Source organism: Thermococcus sp. M36, from assembly GCF_012027355.1.
In the GTDB taxonomy this organism is placed as follows: Archaea; Methanobacteriota_B; Thermococci; order Thermococcales; family Thermococcaceae; genus Thermococcus.
Window position 1 is genome coordinate 289964 of the sequence record NZ_SNUH01000002.1, and the last position, 19284, is coordinate 309247.

Below are 19284 nucleotides of genomic sequence, written 5' to 3' on the forward strand. Positions count from 1 at the left end.
CCCCGGCGTTCTTCAAGATAACCGGGCGCGAGGTAATGCTTTCAATTCTCCTAGAGTCTTATTGCAACTTGAACTCGTTCTCAGGCAGGGCTATTTTGGGCTTCATCTTTCAATTCTCCTAGAGTCTTATTGCAACATCAAGAGGATGTACGCGCGGGAGTTCGCCCAAAAGTCTTTCAATTCTCCTAGAGTCTTATTGCAACCTTGACATCCTCAGTAGTGTTGAACTGGTCGAGGAAGTTCTTTCAATTCTCCTAGAGTCTTATTGCAACCCGCTTCAGATGAGCTGCTCATCGAGATGAGGAGGAACTTTCAATTCTCCTAGAGTCTTATTGCAACGAAAGGAGCTTCTCGGCGCTCGTGATGCTCATGTTCGCTTTCAATTCTCCTAGAGTCTTATTGCAACTTTTTTCAGTCAGTCATAGAGTGTGAGATTCGGGTGCTTTCAATTCTCCTAGAGTCTTATTGCAACAGGACGGAAAATTCGCCCGTTTGCCCATTGGAGTATTGAGAGACTTCGAATATTTAAGTCTTTCTGAAAACCGATGAAAAAAAGGGTTCCATCAGGCTTCGAATCCGAGCCTTTTCAGCGCTTTAACTCCCATAAAGAATGCTCCTGGAACGAGCTTCCCACAGGACCAATGGGCACTGCAGGGTAATGCAAAGGGTTAAACGGGCTGTAAATTCGCGAATAGACAGCATCTACTGCTAGAAGAAGGAACGGACGTATCTCCTAAAGAGAGGGGCATATCCAGGTCCAACCATGGCTCGGTCCCACTTTTCGAAAATATTTCGTCACATGACTATAGAAGATATGCAACAAAAAGTTACAAATTAAAAAGCTCAAAAATCGATTTCCAGAGCACGGGGGAGGGCTTATTTGAGGTTCTGGTCCCTTCAACGACCCGTTTCAAAGAATAAAGCGTTCCAGGCGTGATACGCCACAAACGTTAAATCCAGAGATCCCAAATTCAAAAAGGTGGTGCCATGTACATCATCGTGGTCTACGACGTGAACGTGAGGCGCGTCAATCACGTGAAGAAGTTCCTCCGCCAGCACCTTCACTGGGTTCAGAACAGCGTCTTCGAGGGCGAGGTTACGAAGGCGGAGTACGAGAGGATTAAGGCCGGGCTGAAGGGGATAATAGACGAGGGTGAGGACTCCGTTGTAATCTACCGCCTCCGCTCCCAGCCCCTCCGCGATGTCCTCGGCACGGAGAAGAACCCGATGGGGGACGTCATTTAGACTCAACGGCGGTGCAAATCGGCCTGAAGATGCACCCCTCGCATTCGTTCTTAAACCTCGACTTTATCCAGGAGGGAAAGTTGCCCGACTCCAGGGCCTGGACTCCACTTATCACCACCCTTGCCCTCCCCAGGAACTTTTCAAACGCCTCCCTGTCCCGCTCCACGGGGAATACTTTAAACTGCAGCCCGTTGCGGTCAAACACGTAGACGTAGCCAACCTCCCTGTCAAGCATGTTGAGATACGCGTTCAGTTGCTCCCTCGCGAGCTTTGGGGCCTCTTCCATTTCATCAAGGCTCCTCGGGCCGTTTTCGTCTCCGGAGTCAAAGCCCCTGAACTTGAACTCGATGGGATAGCCGCCTTTAAGGGCGTCCACCTTTCCCACCAGCTTCCAGCCGTTCCCGAGCGGATACTCAACAGGGACTTCGAACTTAACGTCCTCTCCTTCAAGGGTCTCCCCGAGCCACCTGTGGAGCACTGTCCCCACGAGCATCTCTCCCGTTCTCTCGTACTTGAAGGTCCCGAGGTATATCGAGAGCGCCGCCTTCCGGAGGCAAAAACTCAGCGACGTCACCCATATCTTCTTCTCGGGGGTTTTCCCGGCTATCGCGTTCTCAATCTGGCGGTTGAAGTCAAGAATCTCCTTCGGGTGTTCCATCATCTCACCTCTACCATTCCAAAGCCATGGGGATTCCTCATTCCGAGCCCCATATCCCAGGCAACGCGGAGGAGCTCTTCATCTCCCCACATTCTGAACTCAAAATGCCAGGCGCGGACCTTTGTATACTTCCCGGTTTTATCATCGCGTTTGATTCTGAACATCTTGCTCCTCGCGCTTTTTGGGAAAACTTCAATCCCAAAGTCCCCCTCGAACAGCTCCCCGTGAACCATGAGGTACTTCTCGCGGAGGTTCCTGAAAACCAGTTCCTTCCACAGGGCGGGCTCGTCCTCGAAGGGACTGTTCGACTGGCCCACCGGCGAGAGGTCCCAACTCCTGAACCCGTTGGGTGGGCTGTTGTGGTAGACATTCACAGGTGAGAGCGTCCGGAGTTTCCTGCCGGAGAGCCTGGTGGGTATTTCCCGTGGCTTTGAATCGGCCCATATAAGCCGCCTCCCACTGAGGTGGAGCCTCCCTGCGCCGAGGGCAAGCCCGTTCACGAGTGCCTCAAGGACGGGCCACGCCGGCGAGCCAACGAAGAGCTTGACCTCACCCGACTCCACCTCCAGGCCCTCCACAGTCGTTCGCGTGTCCCCGAGGGGAATGATGCGTGATGCCACGAACTTGATGTCTTTCCTGTTGTCGTGTATGCGCCTCGCTATTATCGGGTCTCCCAGCTCTATCGCGCGAACGAGAAAGGAGTAGAGCGGGTGGGGGTAGTTGTAGGGAATCGTAAAGGGTTCCTCAAAGCTCAGGAGGAGTTCAAGTCTCATCGCACTCACCCCCCATCAACCTCAGGTACGTTTTGCCAGCTCTAGTGATGTGGTACCTCGGAGCCCGCCCGTCAGGCCGTTCGTCCTTTATCAAGTGGTATTCGCTCATCTTCTTCAGCTCGTTGCTTATCGTCGCGGGTGAAACACCAAGCTCTTCTGCTATGGTCCTGACGCTCTTCCCCTCGCCGAGGCCACAGAGTATCAGCTTCCACCTTCTGCTTTGTGGGGCGAGGAAGGGTCCAAGTTCGAGGGAGATATGGCCCGAGAGGTTTTCAAAGTCGCTTTCGACGATGACTCTGGCTTCCTTTAAGCCGAGGAGTGCCAGCATTGTTCCGACGAGGAGCGGTCTCATTCCCCCCGACAGAACTGCGAGGACAATCCTGTCCCGCGTTAGATGGTCTTCGATTCCCCTCTTTATCGCCAGCACTATCTCCTCGCCGTTCAGGGAGACTTCCAGACGTACAATGTTTCCTTTTCCTACTATCGGAGAGGCTATGCTCTCTATGGCCTCCAGTGCATTGATGGTTCTCTGCTCCCTCTCATAGCCCTCGGGCAAAATTGCCACCAGCTTGTCCCCGTGCTCGAGGCCATCTACCTCCTCCCTTTTTCTCATCAGCGCTCGGACTATGAACTTTTCATCGAAGCCCACCGGAAAGACAACCAGCAAGGTCCCACCCCCTTACCTCCAGGGTCTCCAGGATTTCCTTTCCAAGCGCACTTCCCGCTCCCCCTCTGTTGCAGGCCGCAGAGTAGTTATCCGCCATCACTATTGGCAGGAGAAGTGCGTAAACTGCCCGGAGATTCTTCCGGAGGATTATCTCGACGCTGAGATATTCCTCGATGGGTTCACTCCATGGTATCTCCTTTGGGATTGTAAGGCCTGAGAGCTTCCTTATCAGCGGGGGGCACTCCTCAACCAGCCTCAGGCTCGAAGGCTTTTTGACGAGGGTTTTCCGTATCCAATCGTGGTGATGGAGCAGGACCGCAACCGAAGCAACTTGGCCGGCGGCCCCAAATTCCCGCAGGATCTCCTTCGCCATCAGGTAGGAGTAGAACTCGTGGTAACCGAAGCTCCCGCGCCTCGTCTGGAACGTCTCAAGGCACTTGCCGACGTCGTGGAGGACGTAGGCTTTCCGCAGAATGTCCCCTGCAACCTCTGGTTTGACGTCGAGAAGCTTCCCCAGCAGTGCGGTGTAGTCCCTCTTGATGTAGAGTCCCTCGATCAGCTCAAGGCCCCGCTTTACGTGAGCCTCCATCGTTTCGACGCACTTTCCGTTGCTGAAGTAGGCACAGGGGATCATACGATACCACGCTCCCTGTCGTAGTCCCCGGTGTAAATTACCTCGACGTCATCACCGAGTGCAATTGCCTTTGCAACACGGTACGCGTCTCCAAGTTCCTGGAGTTCAAATCCAACGCCCCTTACATCGACGAGTCCCCTGGAGTAAAGCTCAAAGAGCTTCTTTGGGCTTACGAGCACCATCTCGCTTCCGACCGAGAGTGGAACCAGAAAGCCCCTCATGATTGGAGTGCCTTTGGCCACGAGCCGTTCAACTTCTCCGAGAACATGGGGGGCCCTCTTGGACGGGTCGCCCATGAGCCGGAGGAGTTTTCCCTTCAAGCCCTGATTAACGAGCTTTTTAACGGAACTGGCGCTCAACCCGTGAACTTCCGTCACCATCTCCGCATACGTTGAAGGGACGCGCGGGTGAATATCGCGCTCCTTGATCAGGGTCAACGTCCTCTCCACTTTTTCTGGCTGGTATGGGCCTACCGGAGCATCCTCCATCACTATTGCTTTGCCGGCTCTATCTCCAGCGTGGCGGGCGAGCCTTCCAAATCTCTGAAGGAGGGAATTAATGGGCGCCCTGTCGGTTGTCATAACATCTGCCGAGAAATCTACTCCTGCTTCAACCGCCTGCGTCCCTATTAGAAGAAAATCCTCCTTTTTTAGCCTCTGGAGACGGGTAATGATGCTCCTCTTGTGACTTGGAGTCATTCTTCCGTGGATTAGGATTACCCTGTCGCGCTCAAATCCAAGGTGGGTGTCTGAGATGGCCCTGTTGTACAGCTCGACGGCCCGCTCCACGGTGTTCACTATGACGGCGTTTCTCTTTCCGGGTTCAACGAAGCTCAGCGGGTCTCCCTTCCCGAGTTCAATCGTGATGTCCTTTTTGAGCTCCCTCCTCACGAAGGGGTCGTCCTCATCGGGTGAGAGGACTTTGAAATCGTATCTGTTTTTCATCGCGTACCGCTCGAAGAACTTGACGTGGCCGCGGGAGAGAGTAGCAGTCATCACCACAATGGGGACTCCCTGGGAAGTTAGGAACTCAATCACAGCGTCGAAGGCTGTGGCCATGGATTCGTCCTCAAGGAGGAAGTGGGCCTCGTCAAAGATGACGAGTGATGTGAGGATTGAAGCCTGGGTCAGGTAATCGTAGCCAAACTCCTTTCCCGCCTTCACGCTGTGCCTTTTCTTGGTGTTGAGCTTCAGCAGATCCCACGTGAAGGTGTCAGCGGTGGTCACGTTGAGGGGAAAGAGGTGCATGAACTCGCCACTCGACCCCATCATCTTGGTCCTCGAGAACCCAAACGCCTCCTCTGCCGTCCGCTGAACGTCCTCTATGATTGACCTCATCGGAAGGACGTGAATGACCCTGTCAAATAGGGAAGCGTCATCCAGCGAGTGCAGGGCAAGGGCAAAGCTCAGGAGCGTTTTGCCATAGCCGGTTGGGGCGTTGAGGATGAGAAAAGGCTTGGAAGAGGATGTTAAAAAACCAAACGCCTCCTCAAGGAGGGGCCTTTTCTCTGGCCTAAAGCCCTTTACCCCCGCGAGCCTTTCGACGGCTTCCGTATAAGCTCTCACAGGAGCACCCCCAGGTGTTCCCGCCACATGAAGGCCTTCAGCACCTTCCTCAGCTCGCCGCTCGCGCGCCCGCTTCCCTCAAGCAACGCCCTCCCCTGGCGGAAGAGCCTGAAGACGGAATCCTCGATGAGCCTCCTATCCCCGCTGTTAATGGCCCGGTAAAGGTCCTTGACGAAGATATAAGCCAGCATCTCCCCGTCGCCGTTCACGCCCCTGCCAAGTTCCTTCTCGGCGATGTCCACAAGCGCCCACAGGGGGTATTTGTGAACTGTGGCTTTCCCTTCCTTCAGCCCCACTGTCATCTGAAGTCCGCTGGCGCTCAGGGCCCTTATGCGCTCCACGTAGGCGTTCAGGTACCTGCTGAGACCCGACAGGTCGAGCTGGAGGGTCTTGAGTTCCGTGTACACCTGTCCTTCAAGGCTAATCAGGTGCAGGGTAACGGGATAAACTCCATCGGGCAGGGTTCTGTCCTCCTCTGCAAGTTTCATCGCCAGCTTCATCTCGTAGAGCTCCTCAGTGCTCAGGGAGACTCTATCCGAGATTCCTGCCTCGGTTAGAGGGAGCAGACCTTTTACAATGACGTCCTCGACCTCATAGGGCCAGAGGCCCTCTATTCCAGGCTTTGTCATGAGGTAGTACTTGCCTCCAATGAATCCTGCGAACCCTGTGAAGAACCCTAACGCAACGAGGGAGAACCACAGGGGATCGAGGCGTATCTGGGCTTTCTGACCCGTGGTCGGGGTTAAGAAACCGCTCTGGCGCTCGTAGTATTCGGGTTGCTTGATTATGGCCGGCAGTATTGCGTAATGGTCCGCCTTGGGCTTTTTTCCCGGCAGTTTTGACGTTTCGCCATCGTACTCAACGCCAAGGTACGTTCCGTCCTTGTCCACCCGAACTGTCGTCAGGGATTCCTTCGGGTTGATGGTGCCTTTCCTAAGAAGCTTCACGGTTTCCTCAATAATCAGCTCGAACAGCTCGCCGTACGTTTCGGGAGCGCTCCTGTTGAACCACGCCTTCAGGACCTTGTCAAAGGAACTCCTGTCGTTCCTGCCCATCTTGGAAGTGTGCGCCTTGGCCCTATCTCTGAGGGAGCGGAGGGCACCCTCGATGGAATCTGCCAGCTCTTCGGCGTCGGGTTCAAGCCCCGAGTTCATGACCACCCAGGACATTCCAAGCGAGAGCAGTTCCCTCGTGAGGCCATCGTAGGGGTACTTGGCCAGCGCTTCAAGGAGCAAGGACGATCACCTCCCCACCTACTCTCGCAACCCTAAGCTGTCCCCGAACCCTGACGCTCCCTTCCGGGTAGAACATCACCATTCTCCTTGCCTGTGAGTAGTCCCTGATTCCGGAGCGCCAGTCCACCACCGACTGGAGCGTGCCCTTACCGCTGACCTCAAGCCCCTTGAACGGGAACGCATAGGAAGTCTCCGCGGTCTCAACTTCGATTACATCAGCACGACCCGTCTCAACGCTCTCCACGCTAACGACGGATTCCCGTGAGCCGAGCCTCGTTATCCCCCACGCGGCCCTCTCGATGTCTTCCAGGCGGTAAGTGCTCTCCGCAAGTGCCTCCTCGTTGATGATGTAGACCGCGGTTATGGTGGCGTCGTTCGTACCGTACATCACGGCGAAGGGGAACGAGGTGACCGCACTCTGCACCTTTCCGCGGTAGACGGTGTTAATCTTCAGCAGTGCCCCGTAGAGCCTTGGCTTTCCGGAGGTTTTCACGGTCACCCAGTCAAAGAGTCCCAGAACCTCTCCCACGGTGCTCCTGAACGTTCTTCTGTCGTAGACTGTCTCGGCCCGACTGCCCCCAATGTGGAAAAGCGGGTACGCTATAGCCCCGATTAGGGTCGTTGGGGGAACGTAGCGTAGCGCGGTTCTCATCTTGCTCTGCGGGAGGGCGCGGAGGGCTATTATTCCCGTTGGCCTCATCGTGACCTTCAAAAAGAAAGTCAAGGGAACCACCTCAGAAGGCTCCCTGTTCTTTGAGATAGTCCATTGCCTCCTTCAGGGCCTCCTCGGGGACCTTCTCGCCCGTGGCGACGGTGAAGAGGTACTTCTCTCCGAGGCCCTCAAGCACTTTTAGCCTCCTCTCCGTTCTGGCAATGTAGTCGTCGTAAATCGGCGAGGTGACGACGAAGGGGTGCTCCGTGACGGCCACTGCCACCTCTGTTATACCGCCAACTGGGAAGAAGCGGGACAGCTTGGCACCGAACTGAGCAGAGGAGAGCATTCTGAACAGGGCCTTCAAAGCGGCTTCGCGCCTGGCTTTTATTTCGTTCTCGTTGAGTATTGGTTCGGAGGTTATGGCACTGACACCTATGGCGTTGAGGTCGAGGTTGAAGGTGAAGCCGTAGAGTGCCGTGCCTGTCTCGACGTAGTAAATCATCTGCTCCGAGGCGTTGCCCTTCTTGCTTGAGGAGTCCATCTGGGCATGCCTCGCGTGGAGCTGGGGCTCTGAGGTTGCGAACAGGGCCACCGACTTAACTGGGAGCGCGTAGCTGACCTGGAAGGCGGAGCTTCTCCTGACAGGTGGTTTCTCTGCGTACAGGAAACCTCCAACGTCCTCAATGACACAGGATTGTACTATTGCCACTTCAATCTTCTTCGGGTCATCTGGGATTGGGTTCACTTTCTTCTTGAGGTGAACCTTGTTCATGGACTTGTAGAACTCGTTCCTCCTGCAGTCGTCGCACACAGGGAGGTTGAGGGACAAGGCCTCTCTCACGAGGTGCTCCTGGTACGCGTGAGCAAGGCTCTCACCGCTCAGTGCCGGGACGTAGACGGTCTTGAGCTTCCCGTCCTCCTCAACGAGGTACGGGACGCGCCTGTGCTTGCTGTAGTTGCCTGCGGTCTCGACCATGTTCAGGGCCTCAACGTTGGCCTCAAACCTAACACCGACGCTCAAGAACATCACTCATCACCTCCAGATTCCTTCTTTGAGGGATACGCAAGGGCCAGGGTCGCAACGCGCTTTGCAACCCCAATATCAGAGCGAACGGCGTCGAGAAAGGCCTTAACTTCCTCCTCAGGGGGTATGCCCGGAACTGGAATCTTCTTCCCGTCCTTTTCCACGTACCTTCTACCGTTATCTTCCACAAAGGCGCTCTCTCGTATTGACCTGAAGGCTCTTAGAGCCTCGTGGAGCGTTACCTCCACTGGTTCGGGATTCAGGGCGTTCCCAATCCTGTCCACGTAGCTGAAGTTCTTCGTCTGTACGAAGAACCTCAGCATTTTCACTATTCCCTCGTACTCGGACATGGAACCACCTCACTATCAGTAAGGATGTTACTTCTATATAAGGTTTGCATTTAGTTTTTGTTTAATAGGAACTTCAAAATGTTTAGAAAAAATTAAACATAAAGTGAAGCCGACTGAAAAGAGGGATAAGATTTCTCTCCTGAGCGCCGTTCCTGCCCTTCCGAAACACTTTCCGGATATGTTTGGTCATAATTAAACACCTCAGAACCACGCTACCAGCGGCTCGTATTCAGCAATGCCCACGAGATGTCTTATCAGCTTGTACGCCTCGAGCCTGATCAAACGCTGCTTTGTTACGTTCTTCTTCAGCTTCGGATGTCTCACGCTCGTTCTCACCTCCTTGTTGTAAACCTCCACGACTTTCCTCATGCCATCCTTGGTGAGCAGGATGCCGTTCAGCTCCTTCCGGAAGTGTTCCTTCCTGATGATTCCCTGCTTGATGAGACGGCTGGCTATCCTGTCAACTATCGCCGGCTTGAATATCTCGCTCAGGTCGAGTGCCAGTGAAAAGCGCCGTTCCCCAGGTTCATGAAGGTAGCTTACGGTTGGAACTAACTGGGTGTTGTAGAGCTCGCTCACTATGGTTGCGTAGAGCCTTGAGTTCAGGAAGTTTATCAGTGCGTTCATCTCGTTTTGAGGCGGTCTCCTCGTGCGCTTCACTATTTTGAAGCCATCGGGCAGGTGTTCGTCCCAGCGGGCGTAGTACTCCTGCCTTATCCTCGCCTCGACGTTCATGACGTCGGTTATCTTCCTGGCCTCTTCCAGCTCCTCCAAGAGTTCGGACAACAGCTTGGGGAAGTCTCCCTCGACCTTCCAGCGCTTCAGGTTGCGCGCCATGTTCCTGGCACTACCGATGACGAAGAGCTTCGCCAGCTTAAGCCTCTTCTCCTCGTCGAGGTAGTGCTCGGCCTGTCTGATAACCAGGTCGCCGGAGTGAAGCTTCTCCTTCGGGTAAAAGCTCCCGTCGTAGTAGCCGTAGTGGTTGAAGAAGTGAACGGCTATTCCTTTCTGAGCGAGGAAATGCAGCGCCTGGGATGTTATGTTCACGTGGCCGTAGATGTAGATGTCGTAGATGCCCTCAACGGCGAAGGGCCTTTTCTCGCCCCCGCTCTCAAAGTAGAGGGTGTTCTCCCTCCGGAAGAGGGTCCCATCGGAGAGCAGGGTGATGGAGCGCTTTCTCATTTGCTTTCACCATTGTGAGTGATCTTAGATTTGCCCCTCTTCTTGGATTGATTTTTTGAGATCCCCTCAAAGTCCCCAACGCATTCGTCGAAGCCCTCAAGTATGGATCGCTCAATGTCTTCAGGGGATAGGCTCTTCCCCAATCTCAACGTTTTCCTCCTCACAACTATCACCTCACACCCAGCACAGCTCGTAGTAGGCGCACTTTTTGCACTTCTTCGTCTTAACCGGCTCGGGTGGGGTGGGGAGTGATTTTATCCGCTCGACATCTCTGATGGCCGTCTCGACTTCTTCCTCGCGGCCGTCGAGTGTAACCTCCTTCGTCTCCCTAAGTTGCGGGTAGTGGAGAACCGCCTTCGCTTTGATGCCGTGCTGCTTGAGGTAATAAAGGTAGTACAGCGCCTGCATCTCGTGAGCCTTTTCCATGGATTTGCTCTTTTTGACCTCATGAACTTCTATGGTGTCGCCCCTGCGGATGAAGTCTATCTTTATGCTCCCAATCTGAACTTCCTTCTCCTCGCTTCCATAGCGTCGCTCATGGAGGAATTTACCAAGGTCAACCCATTCGCTCTCCTGCTCCATGGTGATGCCCTTGGCGAAGTACCAGAGCTTTGTGGGGCAGATGAAGAGGTAGTTTATCTCGGTGCCACGGGTGAGGAGTTCGTCGTGGGGATATTCAGGGAGCACGGGCGAACCTCCAGCCGGACAGTTTATTACAAATTTGTTTGTAACAAACAACTTGTAACGCTGATTGCAGTTTCATTTGTAATCACCTCAATACTCCAGCAAGCATGTAAAATTTAAGAAACGAAAAGAACCTTCCAATTACTACCCTCTACCGGCCTTTTGGAGAGTCTTAGGGGGTAGTATTTCGTCTCGTATGGCTTTCCAGGGCTTTTTGGGGAATATGGGTTGATCTGTTCAAAGGTTGCCTTTGGTGAGAAGTCCTTCACAGGGTAGATGTACGAACCTGAAGGAATCTCAGAAATCCCAACTGGGAATACTATTCTTTGGGGAGGTTCGTTAACCCATTCAACGCGTTTCACGTATGCCAATGAATCGCTCGTGCCGAAGTATCTTATATGCTTTGCGTAGTGCTTTACTTCCTCCGGAACGTCATCTGGCAGTCCCATGTAAACCTCTACGTCTCCAGAGAAGTGGGCGTATTCTCTGACGCCAAAACTCTGCTGGAAGCCGCTCTGGTCTTTCTTTTTCTTGAGTCTCTTCACGAAGACACTGTTGATGGCTATCTCCTTTGGGGGCTTAATTCCGACCTTTGCGTCTCTGATATAACCAAATATCCTCTTTCCCTCACTAACTTTTCCACTCATCCTTATAGCCATTGAGACTATTGCCAGCTTTATAGTGGATGGAGCTATCAGCGGTAGTGCTAGTGCGTACTGGGACGAGTATTCTGGAATCCTGTATGAGTAAAAGGAGGGAAAGTGGACGACTAGCTTAAGCCACCTCATTCACTCTCCCCCAAATTCCATTTGGTACGGCTCTGCACTCATCAATGTCCTAAGCTTCTCCACGAAGTCCGCTACACCCTTAAACTTCACAACCTGAATACTATCCAAGGCGTTCGCGATCTTCTCAATCTCGCTGATGTAGTTATCCTTCAGCGGTGAGATTATAGGTACTGGCATTGGCTTGGTCGAGTAAACTATCACACCCTCGAAATCAACGACGTGAGGCAACCTCGTAGTTGTCATGGCTCCCTCAGGCCTTGTGAACATAAGCTGATATGCCTTAAGTGCAAGCTGATAACGTTCCTTTCTGCGCTTTCCATCGTAGGTATACACGTCCTGCTTTGCCTCGTTAAGACCTATGCGCCAAGGCTGGAAGACGGTAACTATCGCATACCTGCCAGTTCTCGTTGGTCTGTGGTATATCATCTGGGTTCCACCTTCTCTGCCTTCTTCACTCTCCTGTCTCTTGCCTTTCTCGCCCAAAGCGTGTCTCGCATGAAGGTGTATGTCTCTGTAAACCTCTGGGATTCCCAGAGCCCAGCCGAACTCAACGGTGGACTTCCTTGAAACCGTTGGCTTTTCGACCATAAAACCATGAACATCACAAATGTCGCAAGTCTTGACGGCTTCTCCTATAACGTAAGCTGGGCTTTCGAACTTGTTCCTGTTCTTCGAGACGACGTAGTTAAACCTCTCTGGATGGAGCGTTCTACAGGCCTCACATAGATGGCTTTTGTCATCAAGAAGCCACATCAGCTCAGCGTGTATGTGCTTGAGCATTTCCCCTGAGATGCCGTCGGTAGTTACTGCTTTTCCGGTGTTCGGATCTATTATCTTGACGCTTCTCGGCTCAACAACGTTTCCGACGTTTCCCTCGTTGTTGAGGCTGTGGAGCTCCCAAAGGGCCCTACCGAGTATGGCAATCTCAAAAACCTTTCCCTTTTCTTCACTCATTCTCCTCACCTCCTTTAACAAGGGCATAGCTTATGAGTGCAGAACGAACGAGCTTGACGCCGTGTTCATCCACTAACCTCATTAGTTCAACAAGGCTCTCTTCCTTTGGCCTTTTCAGTTGCTTGCCTTTGTAGCCTTTCTTTGCCAGAGTTTCATACCTCCTGAGGAAGCGCTTTATCACTTCTGCGAACTGCTCCTTGGTTTCGGCATATTCCAGTTCGACTAGAGAGGAGTAGTCTTCCCCGATTCTCAGGGCTTTTCTAAGTGCTACTCCAAAGTCCTTGACTGCTTCGTTCTCAAACAGCTCAGCTAACTTCGACATTCTTCAGCACCTCCAAAAGGGAATCCGCGTCATAAGAACCGAATTTTATTGAGTTCGACCTCAACTCGTTTCTCAAGTGAAGCCGGATGTAGGAGTAGTAGTTCTCCAAAGTTGGTTCAGCTATGAACGTAGATAACGCCATGGCAATATCTTCGTAGCCCTTGATGTAGGAAGTTCTATCAAGAATCTCAATCCACTTGTCAATGGCCTCCTCACCTTCGAGCGTCTCAACAAGGGAGTGGAGAAAATCCAACGGAAATAGACCAGAGGTAAAGGGCTTAGGTTGATTCCCGGTCCTCATCATGACACCATAGAGGATTCCCCCAATTTTGGGTAGAAAAGAACCGCCACGCATTAGCTCTTTTTCTTCTTTTACGAGCCTAACTGCAATTCTCGCGACTGTGGAGAAATAGCCTGCTCTATGGAAGCCTTTGACTGATTCCTTCAGCCTGTGTTTTATCGTATAAACGTCCTCAACTCTGGTATCCAATGGAAGAGGATAAACAGCTACCAAATAGTCCTTTGAACCTTTCCAGACAGAGATATTTATTGCCCCCAACACAGCGAGATAGAACTCTTCAGCAGGTATCTTTACTTGACTCTCCGAGTATGAGCTAAGAACTGCTTTTCTAATGCCTTTACTTGCCCCAAGTTCAAGGGATTGGGGAAGTGTAACTGATTTTCCGTTGAGTTTAAGTCTGAGAACCTGTTTTATGTTATCCTCGTTGGTAAAGAATTCTACCATATCCCTCCTTAGTGTTTTAATTCTGGCTTTACTCAAAGTAGCTAAGACATTGCCCCATTCATCAATGTCCTCCCCTAAGTAACCTCTAATTTTTGGAAGCTCTGAAAAGTCTGGCTCATTCTTGCTTCGTATCTCATAATAGCTCCCTGTATCAGCAATGATTGCTTCTTTGGACAGTGTATGGACTACTATGCCGAGTCCATAGGCCTTCGCTAAGTCAAGAAACTGCCATCCAGTCTTAGGAACTAAATATCGATTCATACGACTCACCACCTGTAGCCAGTCTATCAGAGATGCGGAGAAGCTTTGAAACTAACCCATAAAGCCGGTAATATTCATTCTCCTCAGCAACATTCAGATAGTTGAATCCTAAAGAACCGGCTGGATGGCTGTGAATGATAGAGGTTTCAATATCTTCTAGAGGACAAACTTGCAAAATGTAATCCACCACATTGGGAATTAATTTGAACTTCTGGAACTTTGAAGACCAAGGAGAGTGGTGATGGGCTATAGCAAGGTAGAAAACCTTAGCAAGTCCTCGGTCTTCAAAGTATTCTCCTAAGTATCTTTCAAGGGCCTTAGCCGAGACCGTTGCATGGGGCGGTAACTTGCCTTTCTTCTCAAATCCGTGGGCTATTGGCTCTTCTCCGGGTCTCCAGCTGGCTTTTTTCTGCCAGTATATGTTCAACTTTCCAAGATCGTGTAAAGCGACACTCAGCTCTATCCAGTTAATTAGCTCTTTCTTAGAAATGCCAAAATACTTGGCAAATGCTCCAATTGGATAGTCATAGCGTGGAAGCATATACACTCTTAGAACATCGAGTGTTTTTCTCGAGTGTTCTACCCAGCTTTCCTTTTTCATTCTGCTCTCTCCCATTACATTGGTCGCATTGTCTTTCTCCTCGAACTCAAACCTCTTAATATCTCCACTTCTATCAAAGAGTAGCCCTAACTCCGGGGAATAACTGAGGCCCTCGATGATATAGAACTCGAAGGGTTGAATGTCATCCTTCCTGGATATTTGGGTTAAGGTATACCTACTTGAGTACTCATCTAGAATAAAGTTCTCCTCAACAAGGTACACCTTTCCTCCAGCTTCTTGGATTAGGTCAAACTTACCCCTAAGAACCCTAAAATCAACTCTAACACGCTTGAGCTTCCAGGCATCGTCAGGATTCAGATTACTTACGTCATCGTGGATGGCAATATCAACTGAATACGCCTCTCTAACGTTCTCTTCGACATAGGATCTTTTACCTTCATAAACTGCCCTTGCAAGGCCTCCCAACCGCTCATAAAATTTGTACGGGTCTAGATAGCTCTCAAATGGTTTTGAGAGAACTTTCTCAACAAGTTCTATCTCTGTTTGCCAATCAAGTAGTTCAACACCCTTTAGAGCATCGATAGTGGATTCAACGAGTTCCTTAGAGTAAGGGACGTAGGGATTTCCTGCTTTTTTCCCGACGTTATATATGACAATCTCACCTTTACCTCCCCACCTAGCAACTCTTCCAGCTCTCTGGATGAGAGAATCAACAGGAGAAATCTCAGTCAGGAGTTTCGCTGAAGATATATCCATTCCTACTTCAATAACCTGTGTTGATATCAGTATAGCCTCATTAGCGGAGCTTCCCTTTCCAAAGATTTCCCTGACTTTTGCCTCCTTCTGAGACCTATCTTCCTCAAGGAAGCGAGAGTGAATTAAAACTACCGGTCTGTCAGCGTTGGCCTTCAATTCCCGATAAAGTTGCTGGGCTTTCCCGACCGTATTAACGACGACAATGAGCTTATCAACGTCCTCCGCTTGTCTTTCTATTTCTTTTACTGTGAGGGAAGTGCCATTGAACAGTGGCTCCGTATTGAGTCCGACTTTCCTTCTTGCCCTTGATTTTACTTCCTGTTCATCCTCTACCTCTATTATCTCAACTTTCCCACCCTTTTTCTCGGCTAAAGCTTTCACTCGCTCCATAAAGTTTCGAGGTAGGGTTGCTGACATCATAACAAATGGAATACCTAACTTTGCACTCTCAATGCTCATAGCGACTGAAGTCAGAAGGCCCTTCTCCGGGTGAAGGGTGTGAACCTCATCAAAAACAAGCATCGCAGAACCCGCTGTCCCTAGGAATATGTTTCCCCATCTTTTTGGCATGCTCAGGGGAACGCTTAGGTAAGCCCCAGCTGTTTGATCAATGGTTGCGACAATCACGTCTTCCTCAAAGAGCTGGCTCTCGGGCCTTTTGCCATGGTGAACTGCCACTCGAAGCTTCTTGTAGGAAGCATAGTGCCTCGCTCTCTCCCCTATGCTCTCCACGAGTGTTCTGTTGGGAAGTGAGTAAATCATTTGAGAGGGCAGGTTCTCGTTGGTTTCGAAAATGAAGGGGATGAGGACCATCTCACTTTTTCCTGAGCCGGTGGGAGCACGGACTATAAGGGAGCTTCCCTCGATTAGGCTCTCCATTGCCTCCAGTTGGAAGGTGTAAGGATTAAACCCTGTTGCCTTTCGAAAGTCCCCTCTTACGTCCATCGACCTTCACCATCCCAAACCCGATGGAGTTCTTCTCCCCAAACCCGGCCTGGTAGCCAACCTTCAGCAGACCCTCGTCGCCGTAGGTCCTGAAGACGAGATGCCACGCGATCTGGAATATTCCAGGCTTGACCTCGAAGCGCTTGGGCTTGGCGTTGAGGACCTTCATCTCGAACTCTTCCGGCGGCTCGCTTCCGTGCAGGATAACATACTTCTCGCGCAGGTTCTCTTTGATCAGCTCGTAGAACTCCGGCTCTGCTGGACTGAGGTCGTAGGTTCTCGGCTTTCCGAACTGGACCCTCTTGGTTGTCACGGCTATCGGTGAGAGGGTCACGAACTTCTTTCCACTCAGCCTTCGCGGCTCGGCGAGAGCTTGGACTTCCTCGACCGTAAACTTCTCGCCCCAGAGTTCTACCTCGGGATTCTGGAGCAGGCCGCCGATGAAGGCTTCAGCAATCTCGGCGATGGGCGTCGAGAAGTAGAAAAAGCCTCGCCTGTAGCCGAGCAGAGAGCTCTTGTCCTCAGCCAGCTCGCGCCTTTCTGCCATGAAAAGAGAATACGTGAACAGCTTCGGAACCTTGGGGGCGTGGAGATGTAGGCTGAGGTCAGGGTTCACGCGCTGGATGCGCCTGTATATCAAACCTTGGAGCTTGTGCTGGTGGTTGAAGGGTATCCGGAACGGCTCATTCTCCGGACGGAGTCTTATTGCAAAGCGCACGGTACCACCCCATACCGGGACGTTACATTATGTATTGCCTTTATGGTTTATAACTCTTTCTCTTGAGAAGAGTATTCAAAAATCCTTCTGAAAGTGCAAACTTAGAAAAGAAGGTTGAGTAATGATGGAAAGAGTAAGTAAGAGAAGTTCAGAGAAGCATCCTCGCGTCGACGGCAACGGCGCTGTCCTCATAGGCGAAGATGGGGTTGATGTCGAGCTCCTTGATCTCCGGAAGCTCGAGGGCGAGCTCGCCGACCTTGGTGATTATCTCGGCGAGGGCCTCGATGTTGACGGGCTTCTCACCGCGCGCTCCGGCGAGGATCGGGTAGGCCTTGATCTCCTTGATCATGTCGAGGGCCTCGTCCTTGGTTATCGGGGCAACGCGGAAGCTGACGTCCTTGAGAATCTCGACGAAGATTCCACCGAGACCGAACATGATGGCCGGACCGAACTGCGGGTCGCGGATCATACCAACGATGACCTCCTTGCCGAGCGGGAGCATCTTGTAGACGATGACGCCCCAGAGGTCGGCGTCCGGCTTGTAGTTCCTGGCGTTCTCCATGATGGTCTTGAATGCCTGCCTGGCTTCATCGTCGTTCTTGATGTTGACCTTGACACCGCCGGCGTCGCTCTTGTGGATGATCTGCGGAGAAACGATCTTCATGACGACCGGGTAGCCGATTTCACGGGCGAACTGGACGGCCTCCTCCTCGTTGGTGGCGACCTTGAAGTCCGGAACCGGGACGCCGTAGAGCTTGAGTATCTCCTTCGCCTCCGGCTCGACGAGCGGCCTGTTTTCGGCCTTGGCCTTCTCAATGATTGCCCTAGCCTTTTCAATCCTGTCCATATCAATCACCTCATCAGCTTGACAGTTCTCAATCCGAGAGGGGAGTTAAAAGGGTTTCCATTTGCCAACCTTTCGTTTCAGCCCCGTTTGAAGCGATGACAGGGGTATAAATACCCCTTCACCCTAAGTAATATGGGTGATTCTTTATGAAGAAGAAGGCTGTTATAGCTGTTGGCGGCATTATGCTGCTACTCTTTGCGGTGTTTTCATTCCAGGGAGAGAAGGCAGCAGCGAGCGATACCACGGTTGTCCTGTACAACTCTGCTAGGATTGGTGTCATAGAAGAAATCAAGGAGGTCGAGCTTGAAGAGGGCCTGAACGAGGTTCCCCTCAATGAGCTGGCAGGGCTGAACATAGCCGAGGTAACGATAAGGCCCCTGGATGAGGAAGTTCAGGTTCTCGGGGTCTTCAGCAGGGGCTCAAACGGCGACGTTTACTCCGCGAACATTGGGAGTGAAGTGGAGGTGAAGCTCAGGAACAGTGAAACCGTAAGCGGAAAGTTCCTCGGCTTCAAGAACGGGAAGATTGCCATAGAGGGCGACGGCTACTACCTCATCAACCCGAACGAGGTGGCCTACTTCAAGGCCAAGAACCTCGAAGGGGAGGCGAGCGTTTACGCGGTCCTTCAGGCGGACAAGGCCGGGAAGTACAACGTGAGCGTGACCTATCGCGTCGCCAACATGAGCTGGGAGAGCAGATACAAGCTCTACATAGGCGATAAAGCAAAGCTCTACGGCTACATAGTGCTTAACAACCCCACCGCCCAGGAGTTCAAAGGTGCGAAGGTTCTCCTGGTTGCAGGCGACGTTCAGCTCTACCAAGCACTTCCACAGCCCCGCGTGCTCTACACGAAGGCGGACGCCGGTGTGGAGACCGTCCAGGTGGGCGAGCCGGAGAAGGTCGAGGCGTTCTACCTCTACAAGCTCGGCATCGTCGACCTCAACCCGTCGAGCACCATGATGTATCCTTACCTAACGATGGAGGTCCCCTTTGAGAGGGAGTACCTCTACGAGAGCCGGCCCTACAGCGGCGAGGGTGCAGTTTACGAGTCGATATCCTTCAAGACGGACAAAGTCCTTCCCGCTGGAATAGTTGAGATATACAGGGAGACGGATGACGGAGCGTTACTGATAGGAGAGAACATGATAGAGCACACCCCCAAGGGTGATGCCCTGAGGATAGGCGTTGGAAGGGACTACGACCTCAAGGGCACCACGACGGTGCTTGAGCAGAAGAACGGCGAGGGCTACGCATACTACAAGATCAAGGTAACCCTCGAAAACTTCGGGGACACGACCAAGACCGTGATAGTTAGACACTACAAGTGGGGTAAGCTGCTGAGTTCGAGCCTCCAGCCTATCAACGAGACTCAGACCTACGTGGAGTTCAGTGTCACCCTGGAACCAGGGGAAAAGAAGGAGATAGTCTTCGACTACGAGAACCGCTGGTGATCAGCTCTTCCTGAGCGTTATCTCGAACCTCTTTTCTCCCTTTGTTACGTCGAGCACAAGGCTCTTGTCGTAGTCAACAAACTTCGTGCCGATCACCGCGTACCCTTCTTCCTCCAGGAACTCCGCCACCCTGAGGCCGAGATCGTCAAAGAACTCGGCGGCCATCGTGGCCATGCTCGGCTCCTTTATGCCGAGCTCGTCGTGGTACCTGCGCGCAAGCTCGAAAACGTCCATGATCACCACCGATTATGGTACGCGAAAGG

General features: G+C 52.1%; 22 protein-coding genes and 1 CRISPR repeat array (1 of these 23 running past the window's edge). Of the genes, 2 read left to right on the forward strand and 20 right to left on the reverse strand.

Annotation, left to right across the window (positions count from 1 at the left end; genetic code table 11):
• Nucleotides 1–472: a CRISPR direct-repeat array (repeat unit 29 nt; unit sequence TTTCAATTCTCCTAGAGTCTTATTGCAAC) (it extends 434 nt beyond the left edge of the window).
• A gap of 515 nt (nucleotides 473–987) precedes the next feature.
• A complete protein-coding gene (gene cas2, locus E3E36_RS09370) occupies nucleotides 988–1245 on the forward strand; it encodes a CRISPR-associated endonuclease Cas2 (RefSeq protein WP_167895145.1) in 258 nt (85 codons plus the stop codon).
• On the opposite strand, the gene E3E36_RS09375 is transcribed toward cas2, so the two are convergent.
• From E3E36_RS09375 to E3E36_RS09465, 19 genes are all read right to left on the reverse strand, one after another.
• Nucleotides 1238–1903 carry a PD-(D/E)XK nuclease family protein gene (locus E3E36_RS09375; protein ID WP_167895146.1) on the reverse strand — a complete coding sequence of 222 codons (666 nt, stop codon included), beginning with the start codon at nucleotides 1901–1903 and terminating at the stop codon, nucleotides 1238–1240. The genes cas2 and E3E36_RS09375 overlap by 8 nt on opposite strands.
• Nucleotides 1903–2676 (reverse strand): CRISPR-associated endoribonuclease Cas6, encoded by a 774-nt coding sequence (gene cas6 / locus E3E36_RS09380; protein WP_167895147.1) that lies wholly within the window; start codon nucleotides 2674–2676, stop codon nucleotides 1903–1905. The genes E3E36_RS09375 and cas6 (E3E36_RS09380) overlap by 1 nt, the downstream gene beginning before the upstream one ends.
• A complete protein-coding gene (gene csa3 / locus E3E36_RS09385) occupies nucleotides 2666–3343 on the reverse strand; it encodes a CRISPR-associated CARF protein Csa3 (RefSeq protein ID WP_167895148.1) in 678 nt (225 codons plus the stop codon). Before csa3 ends, cas6 (E3E36_RS09380) begins: the two co-directional genes overlap by 11 nt.
• Nucleotides 3312–3977 (reverse strand): CRISPR-associated endonuclease Cas3'', encoded by a 666-nt coding sequence (locus E3E36_RS09390; RefSeq protein ID WP_167895149.1) that lies wholly within the window; start codon nucleotides 3975–3977, stop codon nucleotides 3312–3314. Before E3E36_RS09390 ends, csa3 begins: the two co-directional genes overlap by 32 nt.
• Nucleotides 3974–5542 (reverse strand): CRISPR-associated helicase Cas3', encoded by a 1569-nt coding sequence (gene cas3 / locus E3E36_RS09395; protein WP_167895150.1) that lies wholly within the window; start codon nucleotides 5540–5542, stop codon nucleotides 3974–3976. Before cas3 (E3E36_RS09395) ends, E3E36_RS09390 begins: the two co-directional genes overlap by 4 nt.
• Nucleotides 5539–6777 (reverse strand): type I-A CRISPR-associated protein Cas8a2/Csx9, encoded by a 1239-nt coding sequence (gene cas8a2, locus E3E36_RS09400; protein WP_167895151.1) that lies wholly within the window; start codon nucleotides 6775–6777, stop codon nucleotides 5539–5541. The genes cas3 (E3E36_RS09395) and cas8a2 overlap by 4 nt, the downstream gene beginning before the upstream one ends.
• Nucleotides 6767–7510 (reverse strand): type I-A CRISPR-associated protein Cas5a, encoded by a 744-nt coding sequence (gene cas5a, locus E3E36_RS09405; RefSeq protein WP_342764402.1) that lies wholly within the window; start codon nucleotides 7508–7510, stop codon nucleotides 6767–6769. The genes cas8a2 and cas5a overlap by 11 nt, the downstream gene beginning before the upstream one ends.
• 1 nt (nucleotide 7511) lies before the next feature.
• Complete coding sequence (gene cas7a / locus E3E36_RS09410; RefSeq protein ID WP_167895153.1) at nucleotides 7512–8459, reverse strand: type I-A CRISPR-associated protein Cas7/Csa2; 948 nt, start codon at nucleotides 8457–8459, stop codon at nucleotides 7512–7514.
• Nucleotides 8459–8806 carry a type I-A CRISPR-associated protein Csa5 gene (gene csa5 / locus E3E36_RS09415; RefSeq protein WP_167895154.1) on the reverse strand — a complete coding sequence of 116 codons (348 nt, stop codon included), beginning with the start codon at nucleotides 8804–8806 and terminating at the stop codon, nucleotides 8459–8461. The genes cas7a and csa5 overlap by 1 nt, the downstream gene beginning before the upstream one ends.
• Nucleotides 8807–9007: 201 nt before the next feature.
• The gene (gene cas1b, locus E3E36_RS09420; RefSeq protein ID WP_167895155.1) at nucleotides 9008–9988 is read right to left on the reverse strand and encodes a type I-B CRISPR-associated endonuclease Cas1b; all 981 of its coding nucleotides are present in this window, start codon (nucleotides 9986–9988) and stop codon (nucleotides 9008–9010) included.
• A complete protein-coding gene (locus tag E3E36_RS09425) occupies nucleotides 9985–10152 on the reverse strand; it encodes a hypothetical protein (protein ID WP_167895156.1) in 168 nt (55 codons plus the stop codon). Before E3E36_RS09425 ends, cas1b begins: the two co-directional genes overlap by 4 nt.
• A 10-nt stretch (nucleotides 10153–10162) precedes the next feature.
• Complete coding sequence (gene cas4, locus E3E36_RS09430) at nucleotides 10163–10675, reverse strand: CRISPR-associated protein Cas4 (RefSeq protein ID WP_167895157.1); 513 nt, start codon at nucleotides 10673–10675, stop codon at nucleotides 10163–10165.
• Nucleotides 10676–10788: 113 nt separating this feature from the next.
• Nucleotides 10789–11460, reverse strand: coding sequence for a CRISPR-associated protein Cas5 (gene cas5 / locus E3E36_RS09435; RefSeq protein ID WP_167895158.1), 672 nt, complete (start codon nucleotides 11458–11460; stop codon nucleotides 10789–10791).
• The gene (locus tag E3E36_RS09440; protein ID WP_167895159.1) at nucleotides 11461–12414 is read right to left on the reverse strand and encodes a DevR family CRISPR-associated autoregulator; all 954 of its coding nucleotides are present in this window, start codon (nucleotides 12412–12414) and stop codon (nucleotides 11461–11463) included.
• Entirely contained in the window at nucleotides 12407–12736 is a 330-nt protein-coding gene (locus tag E3E36_RS09445; protein ID WP_167895160.1) for a hypothetical protein, read from the reverse strand. Before E3E36_RS09445 ends, E3E36_RS09440 begins: the two co-directional genes overlap by 8 nt.
• Complete coding sequence (locus tag E3E36_RS09450; protein ID WP_167895161.1) at nucleotides 12720–13751, reverse strand: hypothetical protein; 1032 nt, start codon at nucleotides 13749–13751, stop codon at nucleotides 12720–12722. The genes E3E36_RS09445 and E3E36_RS09450 overlap by 17 nt, the downstream gene beginning before the upstream one ends.
• On the reverse strand, nucleotides 13720–16005 hold the full coding sequence (gene cas3, locus E3E36_RS09455; protein ID WP_167895162.1) for a CRISPR-associated helicase Cas3': 2286 nt from the start codon (nucleotides 16003–16005) through the stop codon (nucleotides 13720–13722). The genes E3E36_RS09450 and cas3 (E3E36_RS09455) overlap by 32 nt, the downstream gene beginning before the upstream one ends.
• Nucleotides 15965–16723, reverse strand: a complete 759-nt coding sequence (gene cas6 / locus E3E36_RS09460; RefSeq protein WP_167895163.1) for a CRISPR-associated endoribonuclease Cas6 — start codon at nucleotides 16721–16723, stop codon at nucleotides 15965–15967. Before cas6 (E3E36_RS09460) ends, cas3 (E3E36_RS09455) begins: the two co-directional genes overlap by 41 nt.
• Nucleotides 16724–16871: 148 nt before the next feature.
• Complete coding sequence (locus tag E3E36_RS09465) at nucleotides 16872–17570, reverse strand: acetate--CoA ligase family protein (protein ID WP_167895164.1); 699 nt, start codon at nucleotides 17568–17570, stop codon at nucleotides 16872–16874.
• A 146-nt stretch (nucleotides 17571–17716) separates the two neighbouring features.
• Here E3E36_RS09465 and E3E36_RS09470 point away from each other — a divergent pair, with 146 nt between their 5' ends.
• Complete coding sequence (locus E3E36_RS09470; RefSeq protein WP_167895165.1) at nucleotides 17717–19021, forward strand: DUF4139 domain-containing protein; 1305 nt, start codon at nucleotides 17717–17719, stop codon at nucleotides 19019–19021.
• Here E3E36_RS09470 and E3E36_RS09475 read toward each other — a convergent pair whose 3' ends face one another.
• Nucleotides 19022–19255, reverse strand: a complete 234-nt coding sequence (locus tag E3E36_RS09475) for an amidohydrolase (RefSeq protein WP_167895382.1) — start codon at nucleotides 19253–19255, stop codon at nucleotides 19022–19024.
• Nucleotides 19256–19284: the final 29 nt, after the last annotated feature.